This is a genomic window from Yersinia kristensenii (genome assembly GCF_900460525.1).
GTDB classification, from domain to species: domain Bacteria; phylum Pseudomonadota; class Gammaproteobacteria; order Enterobacterales; family Enterobacteriaceae; genus Yersinia; species Yersinia kristensenii.
In genome coordinates, this window is record NZ_UHIY01000001.1 from 1,120,563 (window position 1) to 1,137,359 (window position 16,797).

The following is a 16,797-nucleotide window of genomic DNA, read 5'->3' on the forward strand; positions in this document are numbered from 1 at the left end:
AATCAAAATAATCTAGTTAAACAATAACCTGATCGTAAAGGTCAGGTATTGGGTATTTATTACCCTGGAGTCACTCTATGAAAACCAACACCATTGAAAATGAAGACGCTATTATAAAAAAGGTCACAATGAAAGTTGTGCCATTGATGATTATGCTCTATGTCATCGCCTATATTGATCGTCAAAATATCGGTTTTGCAAAATTACAGATGATCGACAGTTTAGGCCTCAGTGAAACTGCGTTTGGATTGGGTGCTTCACTATTTTTCATCGGTTATTTAATATTTGAAGTTCCTAGTAATATATTTCTGCATAAAATAGGGCCACGAATTTGGTTTGCCCGCATTATGGGGACTTGGGGAATAATAACCCTGTTATTATCATTTACCACCAACACCACGGTGTTCTATATTTTAAGATTCTTGATTGGCGCTGCGGAAGCAGGGCTTTATCCTGGGTTACTTTATTATATGACACAATGGTTCCCATTAAAAAGTCGGCCAAAAGTTGTAGGTTACTTAATTATGGCCAGCTTGATGGCGAACTTGATTGGCGCGCCGCTTAACGGTGCATTACTCAGTTTAAATGGCGCCATGGGGCTGGAAGGTTGGCAATGGATCTTTATTGGAACCGGGATCCCCGCTATCTTGTTTATTATTCCTGTATTGCTGTTCTTGCCAGAAAAACCAGAAACAGCCAAATTTTTGAGCGAAAAAGAAAAATCTTGGTTATTGAATGTATTGCAACAGGAAAGAGACTCTCACCAGGATCATAACGTTTCTGGCGTATTAAAAGCACTTACCGACGTCCGGGTACTCTTATTAGCGCTGGTATTGGGCTTTATTTCGTTCGGTGCTTACGGGTTAAGTTATTGGATGCCGACCATTGTGAAAGGCTTTGGTGTCACCAATATGAACAATGGTCTGATTAATATGATCCCATGGCTGATGGCAATTCTATGGTTGTGGTGGCTGACCCGCAAAGCAGAAAGGACGGCCAGTCCAGTATGGAATATTGCTCTCCCAATGTTTATCGCGGCAATATTCCTGACAGCCAGTGCCTGGTTTATTGCTAATCCTTATGTGAGCTTCTTTGCCATTACCATCGTCGTGATGGCAATCTTCTCCATACAGCCTTGCTTCTGGAATCTGACACGATTTTTGGGCAGTAGCGCGGCCGCAGCGGGTTTGGCAGCAATAAATTCACTGGCCAATCTGGGTGGCTTTTTCTCACAAAATGCCGTGCCTGCCGTGCGGGATTTAACCGGAAGTACCGGCGCCCCGATGTATTTCTTAGGGGGATGCATGGCGATTGGTGGTGTTGTAACACTATTGGTCATTCGTTTTTTAAGGAAACGTGAGTCACTGGAAAATGAGAGAATCCACACCAAGATCGCCAGCCATTAATTATTCCATATCCTAAATAATTCGAATTGCAGGACGGCGGAAATTGAGCAACAAATCGGCCGAGTAGCAAGAGTAACCAACACTCGGGCTGTTTGAAGTATAAGTATATACAGATGCTACTCTTGGGTAGCATCTTTACTATGATAATGTAGTCATAAGAGGGTATTCAGTGAGGCTTTGGCCAATGGAAAAGTCGTATAAAGAATATAAAGCCCCGGCTCTCAGTCGCGGTTTGCAAGTCCTGCAATATTTGGCAGGCTGTGAGGAACCCAAAACTATGGTTCAGTTGGTCAATGAACTCAGCCTCTCTTTTAATCAACTTTACCGCATTATTTATTGCCTACAAGAAGAAGGCTTTTTACGTCAGGATCTCAAAAAACGCTATCATCTGACCGATAAGATTCAATTTCAAAATGCACACGACCATATACAGCGTTTTGCGCAATCCCCTATTTGTCGCCAGTTATTGCATGATTTTACCTGGCACACCAACCAACCTTGCCATATAGCATCGCTAAAAAATGATGAGTTTATAGTCATTGCCCATGCTGCGCCTGAGTTTTCCCCTGGCATTGGTGCGCGTGATGGGGCCTCACTCAATGTAACAAAGTCCAGTTCTGCCCTGCTTTATTTGGCATTAGCCTCTTCGCCCAATGTATTACAATTAATGCGAAACCATCTTCTGCCTCTAGAACAGCGGGCAGATTTATTATCACAATTACTGAATATAAAAAAGCAGGGGTATTGTGCAGTCAAACATGACCGAATTATTGGCCTGACATCAGTCTCTTATCCGATTTTCGATCAAGACAATTATGCAGAAGCAGTGATTACCTGCCCTTATTTTGACCATGTCCACGGCGATTACGAAGAAGTGAAAAATAAACTGCAATTGCTATCAATTTCACTCACTGATAGCTATTCCAACAGCTATTAATATTGAAAGTGACTGGACTTATAAGCCAAAATATATTTAATTAAACTTAATCATGATTATATAAATCACCCGACAGACATCTCTAACGAAATATCTGATTGTGTTATACACCCTTCAATAAAACTTTCATCAACTTGTAATTGACGTCTAATCTCCCGTTCATTACATTTTTTTAATCGGGCAATAGAGGCTTTCGATTGCCCATAAACATAATGACGCAAGATAAGCTCTAATTCTTTTTCTCGCGAGGCGCGTTGTAAATTCCCGATCGTTTTATCAATCACTAATCCGTCATTATCGCAACAGGATTCCGCCATTTTGTTTCTGGTTGCTACCCCCTTGAATCCACTAGCGATATGAGGATAATCCAGCTGAGAATGCTCTCTCGCCCAGACACCCCAGCGGGTCAAAACAGTTTGAATGTCACTCATTAATCCTCTCCTTTTTTTATATTTTATATACCTTTTTATTTATTTCATTAATATCACTCACAAAAAAGACCTCACTAATTAGTGAGGTCTTTTTATTAACAAGAAAAATTTATATTAATAAGATTAAGAAATAGTAGAAATATCCATAATGTGCTTAACCACGATTAACACCTTACAAGAGTTTTTTCGGGCCGTGATAGCATTAATTTAATAAATTTTTTCGCGGCGAAACAAACTAAATCCGAAATAAAAAAAGCCCCCCTTTATAGGGAGGCTTTCGGAAAAACTTATTACTGGTATTGCTATCAAGCGAGCTTGATTAACCCGCAACAGCAATACGTTTCATATCGGTCATATAGCCGCGCAGTTTATGGCCGACCGCCTCAATTGGGTGGTTGCGAATAGCTTCATTCACATCACGCAGTTGCGCGTTATCTACTGCAGTCCCGGCAACACTCTTACCTAAATCCCCAGCTTGCAGAGAATCCATAAACTTGCCTTTCAGCAATGGAACGGCAGCATTGGCGAATAAATAGTTACCGTATTCTGCGGTATCAGAAATAACTACGTTCATTTCATATAAACGTTTACGCGCAATGGTATTCGCAATCAGCGGTAATTCATGCAGAGATTCGTAATAAGCAGATTCTTCGATAATGCCAGAATCAACCATGGTTTCGAATGCCAACTCAACACCGGCTTTCACCATGGCAATCATCAATACGCCGTGATCGAAATATTCTTGCTCAGAGATTTTGCCTTCAAACTGTGGCGCATTCTCGAATGCTGTTTTGCCGGTTTCTTCACGCCAGTTCAGTAATTTAACGTCGTCTTCTGCCCAGTCAGCCATCATGCCACTAGAGAAGGCACCGGAAATAATGTCGTCCATATGTTTTTGGAATAATGGCGCCATGATTTCTTTCAACTGCTCAGACAGCGCATAAGCACGCAATTTGGCTGGGTTGGATAAGCGGTCCATCATCAGCGTAATTCCGCCTTGTTTCAACGCTTCAGTGATAGTTTCCCAACCGAACTGAATCAGTTTTTCAGCGTAAGCCGCATCTGTGCCTTCAGAAACCAGCTTGTCGAAGCACAACAGTGAACCGGCCTGCAACATGCCACACAGGATAGTTTGCTCGCCCATCAGGTCAGATTTAACTTCAGCAACGAAAGAGGATTCCAACACGCCAGCACGATGGCCGCCCGTTGCTGCCGCCCAAGCTTTGGCAATTGCCATACCTTCGCCTTTAGGATCATTTTCCGGGTGAACCGCGATCAATGTCGGCACACCAAAACCACGTTTGTATTCTTCACGAACTTCAGTACCTGGGCATTTCGGCGCTACCATCACTACAGTAATGTCTTTACGCACTTGCTCGCCCACTTCAACGATGTTGAAACCATGGGAATATCCCAGCGCAGCGCCATCTTTCATCAATGGCTGAACCGCTTGAACAACCGCGGAATGCTGTTTGTCTGGCGTCAAGTTAACGACTAAATCTGCCTGTGGGATTAATTCTTCGTAAGTGCCGACTTTAAAGCCGTTTTCAGTTGCTTTACGCCATGAAGCGCGCTTTTCAGCAATAGCTTCTTTGCGCAGGGCGTAAGCCACATCCAGACCAGAATCGCGCATGTTCAAACCTTGGTTCAAACCTTGCGCGCCACAGCCGACAATCACCACTTTTTTGCCTTTCAGGTAGTTTGCTTCATCGGCGAATTCGTCACGTGCCATAAAGCGACACTTACCTAATTGCGCCAACTGCTGACGCAGGTTCAATGTGTTGAAATAGTTAGCCATGTTATTACTCCGTTCGGGTTCTGTTTTGTGGGTGCAGCTATTTTTTTAGTGACTGCAAACGAATGTGGTGTTTGTGTACTGATACTGTTTTTTTCACATCCCCTGTCTTTGCCGGGGATTATCTTGGATTCACTATATGACAGGAAACGTATTGCTGAAATTGATATATTAACAATGTGATATTGCAGATTCTGCAATACTCTTTATTCCTTATGCAATACAATAGGTCTTCTCACCCAAGAGGCTGTCTGTGATGGATTTACGCGACCTGAAATTATTTCTTCATTTAGCTGAAAGCCGCCATTTTGGCCGCACTGCCAAAGCGATGCATGTCAGTCCATCCACCCTCTCACGCCAGATTCAGCGCTTGGAAGAGACCATCGGCCAGCCTCTGTTTTTACGTGATAATCGCACCGTACAACTGACGGATGCCGGTACGCAGTTGAAAGCCTTTGCTCAGCAAACTTTGCTGCAATATCAACAACTGCTCCATGCTTTGGGCCAACACGGGCCATCGCTAAGTGGCGAACTGCGGTTATTTTGCTCAGTTACCGCCGCTTATAGCCATTTACCGCCGATTTTGGACCGTTTTCGCGCGCGTCACCCTCTGGTTGAAATCAAGCTCACTACCGGTGATGCTGCCGACGCAGTAGATAAAGTGCAATCGAATGAAGCAGATCTCGGCATAGCGGGCCGTCCGGAAGTGCTGCCCACCAGCGTGGCGTTTACTCAGATTGGCGAGATACCGCTGGTATTGATTGCCCCGGCACTCCCTTGTGCGGTGCGAGAGTTAATCTCTGTCGACCAGCCTGATTGGGCTAATGTCCCCTTTATTCTGCCGGAACATGGCCCATCGCGAAAACGCATTGATTTGTGGTTCCGCCGCCAGCGCATTACTAACCCATTGATTTACGCTACAGTTTCCGGCCATGAGGCCATTGTGTCGATGGTCGCATTGGGCTGTGGTGTGGCGCTGATCCCGTCAGTGGTGGTAGACAATAGCCCGGAACCGGTGCGCAACCGTATTTCGCTGTTGGATGATATTTCGCTGGTCGAACCATTTGAGTTGGGGGTATGTGTACCGAAAAAGCGGCTCAATGAGCCGCTAATTGAAGCATTTTGGGGATTGCTGTAGTTCGTAAGTAAATTGTAGTTCGCAGTACGCCGATTAACCCGCTAAAAAGAACTTAAATGCCGGGTTATTGGTTTCATCGTGACAATCGTAGCCCAGTGCAGTTAGATGCTGCTCAAATTGCGGCTCAGAGTCCGATAACTCAAAACCAGCCAATACCCGGCCAAAATCAGTACCATGGCTGCGATAATGGAACAAAGAGATATTCCAATGCGTCCCTAAGGTATGCAGGAATTTCAACAATGCGCCCGGGGATTCAGGGAATTCAAAGCTGTACAAACGCTCGCGCAATGGCTTGGAAGGACGCCCGCCAACCATATAGCGCACGTGCAGTTTGGCCATTTCGTCATCAGACAAATCCACCACCTGATAATCTTTCGCCTGTAACTCGGACAAAATCTCTTCCCGCTCAGCATAGCCACGGGTCAAACGCACCCCGACGAAAATGCAGGCGTTTTCGGCATCAGCATAGCGGTAGTTAAATTCCGTCACTGACCGGCCACCCAGCAGTTCACAGAACCGCAGGAAACTGCCTTTTTGCTCAGGGATAGTCACGGCCAGCAAGGCTTCGCGTTGCTCACCTAGCTCACAGCGTTCTGAGACATAGCGCAGACCGTGGAAGTTAACGTTAGCGCCAGAGAGCACATGGGCTAGACGCTCGCCTTGGATATTATGCTGTTGAACATACTTTTTCAGCCCCGCCAGAGCCAGTGCACCAGAAGGCTCGGCAATGGCGCGCACATCTTCAAAGATGTCTTTTACTGCCGCACAAATGGCATCACTATCGACAGTGATCACTTCGTCGAGATATTCCTGACACAAGCGGAAAGGTTCGTCGCCAATGCGCTTAACCGCCACGCCCTCAGCAAACAGCCCGACACGGGCCAAATCCACCGGCTTACCGGCATTCAGAGCAGCCCGTAAACAGGCGGAATCTTCAGCTTCGACACCAATGACTTTAATCTGCGGCATCAATTGTTTGATAAGCACCGCCACACCAGCCACCAGCCCACCGCCGCCAACAGGAACAAAGATCCGGTCGAGATGTGCATCTTGCTGAAGCAACTCCATCGCCAAGGTTCCTTGTCCGGCAATCACCGCCGGGTGGTCGAATGGCGGGACAAAGGTATAGCCCTGTAATTGAGATAGCTCAATAGCTTTACCTTTGGCTTCGTCGAAATTGGCACCGTACAGCAGCACCTCACCACCAAAGCCACGCACCGCATCCACTTTGATATCAGCGGTTGCCACTGGCATCACGATAAGTGCTTTAATGCCAAGCTTATTGGCCGAAAGCGCTACACCCTGCGCATGGTTACCGGCAGAAGCGGTTATCACGCCGCAGGCTTTCTGTTCTGCGGTCAGGCCAGCCAGCATCGAGTAAGCACCGCGCAGTTTAAAGCTGTGCACCGGTTGCCGGTCTTCACGCTTCACTAAAATAGTATTAGCCAGGCGGGAAGAAATCTTTTCCATCACTTGCAGTGGGGTAACTTGCGCCACCTCATACACCGGCGCGCGAAATATCGCCCGCAGATATTCTGCCCCATCGGGGGCAGCAGATAAGGGTTGTGATACCGCCATGGGTATTAGCCTCCCAACTTACTTTTGTCGCGCACTGCACCTTTGTCGGCACTGGTCGCCAATAAGGCATAAGCACGCAACGCATAAGAAACCTGACGAACACGGGCTTTAGGCGACCATGCAGCATCACCACGGGCTTCTTCAGTTTTACGACGTTCAGCCAGCTCAGATTCGCTTACATCCAGCACAATGCCCCGGTTCGGGATATCGATATCAATGAAATCGCCGTTTTGCACCAGACCAATCATGCCACCACTGGCCGCTTCTGGAGAAACGTGACCAATAGATAAACCCGACGTCCCGCCGGAGAAGCGGCCATCCGTCAGCAAGGCGCAACTCTTGCCTAAGCCCATGGATTTCAGATAAGTGGTCGGATACAACATTTCCTGCATCCCTGGCCCGCCTTTCGGCCCTTCGTAGCGGATAACAACCACATCACCCGCAACCACTTTACCGCCAAGAATCGCTTCTACTGCATCATCCTGACTTTCATAAACCTTAGCGGGGCCACGGAAAGTTAAGCTCTCTTTATCCACACCCGCGGTTTTCACAATGCAACCATTCGCCGCGATATTGCCGTACAACACCGCTAAACCGCCATCTTGGCTGTAGGCATGTTCACGCGTGCGAATACAACCCTCTTGGCGGTCAGTATCCAAGGATGGGAAGCGGCAATCTTGTGAGAATGCTTTCGTGGTGCGGATACCGGCCGGGCCTGCGGAGTACATCTGCTTAACCCCTTCGTCTTTGGTCAGCATCACATCATAGGCTTCCAGTGTTTGTGGCAGGTTCAGCCCCAACACGTTGCTGACATCGCGGTTAAGCAACCCGGCCCGGTCCAACTCGCCTAAAATACCGATGACACCGCCCGCGCGGTGGACATCTTCCATATGGTATTTCTGGGTGCTAGGTGCCACTTTGCACAAATGCGGAACTTTACGGGACAGGCGGTCGATATCACTGATATCGAAATCAATATCCCCTTCCTGCGCTGCCGCCAGCAAATGCAACACGGTATTGGTGGAACCGCCCATCGCAATATCCAGCGTCATGGCGTTTTCAAATGCGGCTTTGTTAGCAATACTGCGCGGCAAAGCGCTGATATCGTCTTGTTCATAATAACGTTTGGTCAGCGCGACAATGTGCTTACCGGCATCGAGGAACAGTTGCTTACGATCAGCATGAGTTGCCAACAATGAGCCATTCCCCGGCAACGCCAGCCCCAGCGCCTCATTCAGACAGTTCATCGAGTTGGCGGTAAACATCCCGGAACAGGAACCGCAGGTTGGGCAAGCGGAGCGCTCAATCTGTTCACTGTCCGCATCACTGACATTGGGGTTAGCCCCCTGAATCATGGCATCGACCAGATCCAGCTTGATGATTTTATCGGATAATTTGGTTTTACCGGCTTCCATCGGGCCGCCGGAAACAAAGATAACCGGAATATTCAAACGCAGAGACGCCATCAGCATCCCTGGGGTGATTTTGTCGCAGTTAGAGATACACACCATGGCATCCGCGCAGTGGGCGTTAACCATGTACTCTACGGAGTCAGCAATCAATTCACGTGAAGGCAGAGAATACAGCATGCCACCGTGGCCCATCGCGATCCCATCATCCACCGCAATAGTGTTGAACTCTTTCGCCACACCGCCAGACGCTTCAATTTGCTCTGCTACCAGCTTGCCTAAGTCGCGCAAATGAACGTGGCCCGGTACAAACTGGGTAAATGAGTTAACTACCGCAATAATCGGTTTGCCGAAGTCATCATCGGTCATACCGGTTGCGCGCCACAATGCGCGGGCGCCAGCCATATTGCGGCCATGAGTGGTGGTATGGGAACGGTACTTAGGCATTGTCTCTTCACTCCAATGTATTCTGTGTTGCAGGTGGCGAACGAACCACCTGCTGATTCTGTCTGTCAGTTTTATTTATTATTGATTGATTGGATCCAACCAGCCCCACTTATCCTCAGTTTCGCCGGTGAACAGGCCAAAGAATGCTTGTTGAATTTTTGCAGTGACCGGGCCACGTTTACCAATACCGACCTGAATACCATCTACACTGCGCACCGGGGTGATTTCTGCCGCGGTACCGGACATAAAGACTTCATCCGCCAAATAGAGAGATTCACGCGACAACACTTGCTCACGCACTTCCAGCCCCATGTCTTTCGCCAGTTTAATAATGGCATCACGGGTAATACCCGGCAGGGCAGAAGAGGTAAATGGCGGCGTAAACAGAATGCCATCTTTCACTTCAAATAAGTTTTCACCCGCGCCTTCAGACAAGAAGCCGTGAATGTCCAGCGCAATCCCTTCCTGATAACCGTGGCGACGAGCTTCACTGCCTACCAGCAAGGAAGACAGATAGTTACCGCCCGCTTTGGCCGCAGTTGGAATGGTGTTTGGTGCCACACGGTTCCATGAAGACACCATAGCATCAATACCTTGCTCCAGCGCTTCTGCACCCAGATAAGCACCCCATGGGAAAGCGGCAATAATCACGTCAGTCTCATAGCCATCTGGCGGGTTTACACCCATGCCGACATCACCAATAAACACTAATGGGCGGATATAAGCGCTGGTCAGGTTATTTTTGCGCAACGTTTCGCGGCAAGCTTCCATCAGCTCATCAACAGTCTGGGAAACAGGCATGCGGTAAATTTTGGCTGAGTCGTGCAAACGCTGCATGTGTTCGCGGTGACGGAAAACTACTGGCCCTTTATGGGAATTGTAGCAACGGACACCTTCGAAGACTGACGTGCCGTAGTGTAACGCGTGCGACATCACGTGAACTTTAGCCTCTGCCCACGGAACCATTTCGCCGTTAAACCAGATAAAATCAGCTTTCTTCGTCATTCTTTTCTTTCCTTGTGGCGCATCAGGCGCGTATCTGTAATGTATTAGGTTGTAGGATCTCGACGCAGGCGACATCCATAAGCTTGCTCAGCTGTGAAGACAGTAAATCGACAGGGCGCTGGCTGGCAACGGTCAATTCAATATTAACATTCTCAGCATTAATCATTGGCGACATATTCATAGCACAAACCTGAAAACCGCGGTGCCGCACAACCCGCAATACACGCTCTAACATTTCAGGGCGGAAGCGGGCTTGGATAGAGATTTGATGTTGGATAGAGGGTTGGTGGTGCATCATGAGACTTTCTCCAGCATAGTTTCATTACCTGCGCCTGGCGGTACTAACGGCCAAACGTTTTCGAGTTCGTCGATGGAAACCTGGAGCAGATAAGGGCCTTCACTGTTAAACAGCGCGTCCAGAGCGGCATCGACTTGGTCTTTGCGGGTAATTCGTTGGCCAGGAATATTAAAAGCACTGGCCAGAGTGATAAAATCGGGGTTGTCAGAAAGATTGGTTTCGCTGTAACGCCCATCAAAAAACAGTTGCTGCCATTGCCTTACCATGCCCAATCGCTGGTTATCCAACAAAACAATTTTCAGCGGCAGCTGTTTTCGTTTTATGGTGCCCAACTCCTGAACATTCATCATGAACGAGCCATCACCGGAGACACAGATGACCATATCATCCGGGCGGGCCATTTGTGCGCCAATGGCAGCGGGTACGCCAAAGCCCATAGTGCCCAAACCGCTAGAGGTAATGAAATTCTCTGGACGGGTAAAGTTCATATGCTGCGCCGTCCACATCTGGTGCTGACCCACGTCGGTGGTCACCACGGTCTGCGGGGCTTTACGCTCAGAAATTTGCTTCAATAATAACGGCGCATAAATGGCCTGACCGGGGTGGTCATAACGCCAGCTATGCTGCTGTTTTAAGGCCATAACTTCATCACGCCATGGCTGAATATTCAGCGGTTGCTGCAACGCCGGCAATAACACTTTCAAATCGCCCTGCAACGCGACATGCGCCTGACGCAATTTACCCAGCTCGGCTGGGTCGATATCCATATGGATAACTTTGGCTTTCGCAGCAAATGTATTCAACTTGCCGGTAACCCGATCATCAAACCGCGCGCCCACTGCTATCAATAAATCACAATCCTGTACGGCGAAGTTCGCCGCTTTGGTGCCATGCATCCCCAACATCCCCAGATAACAAGGGTGCTCGGTGTCCGGTGCGCCCAATCCTTTCAGAGTGGCCACCGCAGGAATGCCCGTCACCTCGATAAACTCGCGTAAAGCCGGAACTGCCTGCGCCATGCCAACACCGCCGCCGACATACAGCATCGGTTTTTTTGCCGTCACCAGCATATCTAAAGCTTGTTGTAATTCAGCAGCAGAATCAACGAGATACTCTTCAACCGGCATCAGATGTGGGGTCAACTCGCCCACCGTCAACTGAATGTCTTTCGGGATATCAATTAAAACCGGGCCAGGACGGCCACTGGTCGCGATGGCAAATGCTTCCGCCATTATTCCCGGTAGCGCATCCAATGATTCAACTAAAAAACTGTGCTTGGTACAGGCCAGAGACAAGCCTAAAACATCAATTTCCTGAAAAGCATCAGTGCCGATTAATGCAGAACCGACCTGGCCGGTGATAGCAATGACCGGCACTGAATCCAGTAAAGCATCCGCCAAACCGGTGATCAGATTAGTGGCTCCGGGGCCGGAAGTGGCAATACACACCCCCACTTTGCCGGTTGCGCGCGCATAACCAATAGCAGCAATGGCAGCGCCCTGCTCATGGCGACAGAGCAAATGCTCGACACCGCCATCATACAAAGCATCGTAGACCGGCATAATCGCCCCGCCCGGATAGCCGAATACCGTACTAACACCCTGTGCACGCAACGCTTGAACCACCCACTGAGCACCATTCATAGTTATTTCCCCGACCGTTCGCGAGGTAAGCAGGATTTTATTCTGTTGTGCATTTTATGTTCCTCGCGTCCTTTAATGTAATGATAAAAAAACCCCCGAACCTTTCGGTGCGGGGGTTATCTTGTGATTAAGGCTTGATTCTTATGCCTTTATTCGTCCAAGTGCAGCCCCGCACGGTGGGATAATAATCACCACCACGCTAATTAGGACTAGGTTAATCACTTGGAAAATCGCTTTCATAATTAGGTTGTTCATCTGTCTAGTGTCGAACGAATACCTACAGAGTTATCACAGTTATTGGTTATCTGACAATATTTATTTGAATTATTATTTTGTGAGCCCACAGACAAAACACAATAAATATATTATTTATCAATCAGTAAAACCCGTATCGACAGTTTGGTCTTTTTTCTGCGTACTACATCGCAATTTTTGATTTTGATGCATTCATTGCAACGAAACTTTTCGCGAGCTTTCGCAAACCACCCCTTTTCCCCGGCACTGACAAAAATCCTGAGGCACTCTGTGATAACGCATGACAGCAAAGGAAGCACCATGTCACTGGCAACTATTCATACCCGCGCCATATTAGGCATTCAGGCACCCGCCGTCACAGTTGAAGTGCATATCAGCAATGGGCTACCGGGATTAGTTTTGGTTGGACTACCAGAAACCACAGTGAAAGAGGCGCGGGACAGGGTTCGCAGCGCACTGATTAACAGTGGCTTCACCTTTCCAGCTAAAAGAATCACAGTCAGCCTGGCACCGGCAGATTTACCCAAAGAAGGCGGCCGTTATGACCTACCCATTGCTTTGGCAATATTAGCGGCATCAGAACAGATTCCTGCGGATAAATTAGCGCACTATGAGTTCTTGGGCGAACTCGCCTTATCGGGGGCGCTAAGACGCGTTAGCGGCGCAATTCCAGCCGCACTCGCCAGCAGTCAGGCCCATCGACAATTAATTTTGCCGTCAGAGAACAGCTTCGAGATTGGGTTAATTGCCCAAGGTAACAGCTGGGTTGCAGATCACTTGCTCGCAGTATGTGGTTTTTTACAAGGGGAAAATACACTAGCTCAGGGCCAACACCTTGAAGCTGTTGTTGATTGGGACAGCAGTCTTGACCTGCAAGATATCATCGGTCAATCACAAGCCAAACGTGCGCTGGAGATAACGGCGGCCGGCGGGCATAACCTGCTATTGCTCGGGCCTCCGGGGACAGGTAAAACCATGCTAGCAAATCGGTTAACTGGGCTACTGCCGCCACTGACGGAGCAAGAAGCGCTGGAGGCCGCTGCTATTAATGGCCTGCTACACAGTAATGAACTGCCCGCTCAATGGCGTTGCCGGGCTTTTCGCGCACCACATCACAGCGCATCAATGGCCGCTCTGATTGGCGGAGGGTCAATTCCCCGCCCCGGCGAAATATCACTGGCACACAATGGAGTACTTTTTCTGGATGAGCTGCCGGAGTTTGAGCGCCGGGTGCTGGATTCACTGCGCGAGCCACTGGAATCAGGCGAAATTATCATTTCCCGCGCAGCCGCGAAAGTTTGCTTTCCGGCTAAAGTACAGCTTATCGCCGCAATGAACCCCAGCCCTAGCGGTCATTATCAAGGTATTCATAACCGAGCACCGCCACAGCAAATTCTACGCTATCTGGCAAAATTGTCAGGCCCATTTCTGGACAGATTTGATTTGTCGATAGAAGTCCCATTACTCCCTGCAGGAATGCTCGGCGCGCAGAAACATCAGGGAGAGGCGAGCAAAACCGTCAGGCAAAGAGTATTACAGGCCAGGCAAAAGCAATTGGATAGAGCGGGGAAGATAAACACGCAACTTAACAGCCAAGAGATCGTCGAACATTGTTATTTAGCACCTGAGAATGCCGCTTTTCTGGAACAGGTTCTACTGAAACTCGGCCTTTCAGTCCGCACCTGGCACCATATTTTGAAAGTGTCACGAACCATTGCCGATCTGGCTCAGGAAGATAACATTCAAAAAAATCATATTTCAGAAGCGCTAAGCTATCGTTGTATGGACCGGTTGCTTTTGCAATTACACAAAAGCTTAATATAAAAAAGGGAACAAAAGCCCCTTTTCAACCAAGATGTTTATACCCAGTGTCATTGAAGCCGCAGGTAGTCAGCAAACACATGCTCCCCGATGAACTTATTTATCACTACAAGTAAGTTATTCAGGTGAGTGCGCGTAGCTAACACCCCTGCAGCTTCAAGAACGACGGGAATTAGTCGTCGCTATCAGTGTAATCTTCCACTGCATCCATCTGCGGTTTGCCGCCAGATAGCGTATGGAAACGTTTAGGGCGACGGGTCCGGGTCACATATTTAGACCAGACCTTTTCCTCTGCACTGACTGGCTCACGCTCGCCGCGACAAACAGCAACAAATAACTGCTCTTCTTCTGTTACTGGCTGGCGTTTCCCTAGGTCAAGCTCGTTGAAAGCATAACCGTGGCGCTCTAGCAATTGCGCCTCTTTAATGGTGAAATCGCCGTGACGCGAGAACCCGCGAGGATAATGTTTATTATCAAAAAAACGATTGGTCGTGATGAAGCTATCCGCCATCTGACACGCTCCTAATTCTCTCATGGTCGTGCTGTTTATGGCGCGGAGTATTAGATAGGCTTGACATCGTGTAAAACAAAACATTTAAATCTTAACGATAAAAAAATTGGAGATAGGTGTGGATACCGAATTACTGAAAACCTTTTTGGAGGTCAGTAGAACTCGCCACTTTGGTCGTGCAGCTGAATCTTTGTACTTAACGCAGTCGGCGGTGAGTTTTCGTATCCGTCAATTAGAAAATCAATTAGGTGCAAATTTATTCACTCGCCATCGCAATAATATTCGTCTAACACCTGCGGGTGAGCGGCTGGTTCCTTACGCCGAAACATTGATGAGCACCTGGCAATTGGCCAAAAAAGAGGTTGTACATTCGCTGCAACACACCGAGTTGTCTATTGGTGCAACCGCATCACTTTGGGAAGCCTACCTCACCCCTTGGTTGCAACAGTTATATAAACAACGAGAAGCATTACGCCTTGAGGCCCGTATTGCACTACGGCAATCACTGGTGAAACAGTTGCACGAACGGCAACTAGATTTATTGATAACGACCGAACCCCCTAAAATGGATGAACTGGCAAGCCAACTTCTAGGGCATTTTTCATTGCGTTTATTCTCCTCAGCTCCTCTCCCTCTATCAGAAATAACTGACGATGAAACTGAGCATAAAAATGCAAATGAAGCGCCCTATATCAAACTGGAATGGGGGGCAGATTTCCATCAGCAAGAGAATCGTTTACTCAACAACGAACAGATGCCCGTGCTGACCACGACATCAGCTCATTTAACTCGACAACTGTTGGATACTACCGGTGGCTGTGCCTTTTTGCCCGAACATTGGCAAAAAGAATACCCAGATCTGACCATTAATACTGATATACCGCCTATCGTGCGGCCACTATATGCCGTTTGGTTGCAAAATAGTGACCAACAAACATTAATTCGACAACTATTAAAAACACCTATGAATAACGCTGCGCAAAGCGATATACAGGATTAAGTGATGGTGACTGAGGCTTACCTCGTGGTTCACGATAAAAAGCACTCACCGCCCTCTGGATAGCAATAAAGCTAAATAGCAGAATTCTGATGACAGTTTTAGTCCACCATGAACTGAGAGTGTCATCAAAAGCGATATAATGCAGTATTAAGTGTGTAGTGTAATGGGCTATTCAGACACAATAAAACCCATGCTACGGACAATAAATAGGGTTGCCGCAACCGATATATTGGGTAGTAAAGTGGGCTTTTGATAGACACTACCAATCCGAATTTCTTGAATCAATAACCAAATATCTTTTCCCTGCTAGCTAAAATATTAATTAGCTTTAGCTCATCTGGTGAAAGTAATCATGGGCAGAGACAACAATTTTCTGTACATAAATTCAGCCAAGTAAGCATGAATTGGGAATGTTATCTTTCTAAGAGTTGATGGCTATTTTAATAAGAAGACAACTAATAAGAGTTATTAATGGGGGTAATACGCGCTGTATGTCGGAAAATAAATAGATATTCCTGATGTAAAAAATCGGGATAGCCGCTAGATAAAAGGGGAACCACATAATCAGTATAAAAAACGAGCCGAATAATTATTTTAGACATAAAAAAACCCCTCGCTTTCGCGAAGGGCTATTTATATGGCAGGGGCGGAGAGACTCGAACTCGCGACACCCGGTTTTGGAGACCGGTGCTCTACCAACTGAGCTACGCCCCTAAATCATGCTTAACATTATGCCTGCTAAGATAAGCAGGCATAATTTAAATAAGTGGCGGAACGGACGGGGCTCGAACCCGCGACCCCCTGCGTGACAGGCAGGTATTCTAACCAACTGAACTACCGCTCCACCGATTCTTTTACGTGTATCTTCCCGATACTTACCCTAAACAGGGCCAGCGCTCCGCGCTGTGCAAAACCGCTCATGGCGATTTTGTCAGTTACCAGATGTCATTCTGATAACTCGTGTTTGATGCCTGGCAGTGTCCTACTCTCGCATGGGGAGACCCCACACTACCATCGGCGCTACGGCGTTTCACTTCTGAGTTCGGCATGGAGTCAGGTGGGTCCACCGCGCTATGGCCGCCAGGCAAATTCTGTCTAAACTAACCCACTCAGTATCTCTACC

14 protein-coding genes, 2 tRNA genes, 1 rRNA gene and 1 pseudogene are annotated in these 16,797 nt (G+C 47.8%); 5 read left to right on the forward strand and 13 right to left on the reverse strand.

The window, feature by feature from the left end:
- Positions 1 to 77: 77 nt before the first annotated feature.
- Positions 78 to 1,406, forward strand: a complete 1,329-nt coding sequence (locus DX162_RS05205; protein WP_004393096.1) for an MFS transporter — start codon at positions 78 to 80, stop codon at positions 1,404 to 1,406.
- Between the two features lie 184 nt (positions 1,407 to 1,590).
- Complete coding sequence (locus tag DX162_RS05210; protein ID WP_004393094.1) at positions 1,591 to 2,343, forward strand: IclR family transcriptional regulator; 753 nt, start codon at positions 1,591 to 1,593, stop codon at positions 2,341 to 2,343.
- Positions 2,344 to 2,408: 65 nt separating this feature from the next.
- Here the strand turns inward: DX162_RS05210 and DX162_RS05215 are convergent, their stop codons facing one another.
- Together DX162_RS05215 and ilvC are read right to left on the reverse strand one after the other, a co-directional pair.
- The gene (locus DX162_RS05215; protein ID WP_032821110.1) at positions 2,409 to 2,774 is read right to left on the reverse strand and encodes an antiterminator Q family protein; all 366 of its coding nucleotides are present in this window, start codon (positions 2,772 to 2,774) and stop codon (positions 2,409 to 2,411) included.
- 319 nt (positions 2,775 to 3,093) lie between these two features.
- Complete coding sequence (gene ilvC / locus DX162_RS05220; protein WP_004393091.1) at positions 3,094 to 4,572, reverse strand: ketol-acid reductoisomerase; 1,479 nt, start codon at positions 4,570 to 4,572, stop codon at positions 3,094 to 3,096.
- A 253-nt stretch (positions 4,573 to 4,825) separates the two neighbouring features.
- On the opposite strand from ilvC, the gene ilvY reads away from it, so the two are divergent.
- The gene (gene ilvY, locus DX162_RS05225; RefSeq protein ID WP_004393089.1) at positions 4,826 to 5,707 is read left to right on the forward strand and encodes an HTH-type transcriptional activator IlvY; all 882 of its coding nucleotides are present in this window, start codon (positions 4,826 to 4,828) and stop codon (positions 5,705 to 5,707) included.
- Positions 5,708 to 5,740: 33 nt separating this feature from the next.
- Here ilvY and ilvA read toward each other — a convergent pair whose 3' ends face one another.
- From ilvA to ilvL, 6 genes are all read right to left on the reverse strand, one after another.
- Positions 5,741 to 7,285, reverse strand: a complete 1,545-nt coding sequence (ilvA, locus tag DX162_RS05230; RefSeq protein ID WP_004393088.1) for a threonine ammonia-lyase, biosynthetic — start codon at positions 7,283 to 7,285, stop codon at positions 5,741 to 5,743.
- Between the two features lie 5 nt (positions 7,286 to 7,290).
- Entirely contained in the window at positions 7,291 to 9,141 is a 1,851-nt protein-coding gene (ilvD, locus tag DX162_RS05235; RefSeq protein WP_004393087.1) for a dihydroxy-acid dehydratase, read from the reverse strand.
- Positions 9,142 to 9,219: 78 nt separating this feature from the next.
- Positions 9,220 to 10,146: a branched-chain amino acid transaminase gene (locus tag DX162_RS05240; RefSeq protein ID WP_004393086.1), complete on the reverse strand. Its 927-nt coding sequence runs from the start codon at positions 10,144 to 10,146 to the stop codon at positions 9,220 to 9,222.
- A gap of 22 nt (positions 10,147 to 10,168) precedes the next feature.
- A complete protein-coding gene (gene ilvM, locus DX162_RS05245; RefSeq protein ID WP_032821114.1) occupies positions 10,169 to 10,441 on the reverse strand; it encodes an acetolactate synthase 2 small subunit in 273 nt (90 codons plus the stop codon).
- Entirely contained in the window at positions 10,441 to 12,087 is a 1,647-nt protein-coding gene (gene ilvG, locus DX162_RS05250; protein WP_004393085.1) for an acetolactate synthase 2 catalytic subunit, read from the reverse strand. Before ilvG ends, ilvM begins: the two co-directional genes overlap by 1 nt.
- 141 nt (positions 12,088 to 12,228) lie before the next feature.
- Positions 12,229 to 12,327 carry an ilv operon leader peptide gene (gene ilvL, locus DX162_RS05255; protein ID WP_071777720.1) on the reverse strand — a complete coding sequence of 33 codons (99 nt, stop codon included), beginning with the start codon at positions 12,325 to 12,327 and terminating at the stop codon, positions 12,229 to 12,231.
- 315 nt (positions 12,328 to 12,642) lie between these two features.
- Here ilvL and DX162_RS05260 point away from each other — a divergent pair, with 315 nt between their 5' ends.
- Positions 12,643 to 14,166 carry a YifB family Mg chelatase-like AAA ATPase gene (locus DX162_RS05260; RefSeq protein ID WP_004393084.1) on the forward strand — a complete coding sequence of 508 codons (1,524 nt, stop codon included), beginning with the start codon at positions 12,643 to 12,645 and terminating at the stop codon, positions 14,164 to 14,166.
- A gap of 169 nt (positions 14,167 to 14,335) precedes the next feature.
- Here DX162_RS05260 and DX162_RS05265 read toward each other — a convergent pair whose 3' ends face one another.
- Complete coding sequence (locus DX162_RS05265; protein WP_005190326.1) at positions 14,336 to 14,674, reverse strand: MaoP family protein; 339 nt, start codon at positions 14,672 to 14,674, stop codon at positions 14,336 to 14,338.
- A 118-nt stretch (positions 14,675 to 14,792) separates the two neighbouring features.
- Here DX162_RS05265 and hdfR point away from each other — a divergent pair, with 118 nt between their 5' ends.
- A complete protein-coding gene (gene hdfR, locus DX162_RS05270) occupies positions 14,793 to 15,674 on the forward strand; it encodes an HTH-type transcriptional regulator HdfR (RefSeq protein WP_050118902.1) in 882 nt (293 codons plus the stop codon).
- Here the strand turns inward: hdfR and DX162_RS22905 are convergent.
- The 4 genes and pseudogenes from DX162_RS22905 to rrf form a co-directional block, all read right to left on the reverse strand.
- Positions 15,637 to 15,825 (reverse strand): annotated as a pseudogene (locus tag DX162_RS22905) (hypothetical protein); the annotation flags it as partial. The gene hdfR and the pseudogene DX162_RS22905 overlap by 38 nt on opposite strands.
- Positions 15,826 to 16,312: 487 nt before the next feature.
- A tRNA-Trp gene (locus tag DX162_RS05275) sits at positions 16,313 to 16,388 on the reverse strand.
- 53 nt (positions 16,389 to 16,441) lie between these two features.
- Positions 16,442 to 16,518 (reverse strand) — tRNA-Asp (locus DX162_RS05280).
- 125 nt (positions 16,519 to 16,643) lie between these two features.
- A 5S ribosomal RNA gene (gene rrf / locus DX162_RS05285) occupies positions 16,644 to 16,759 on the reverse strand.
- Positions 16,760 to 16,797: the final 38 nt, after the last annotated feature.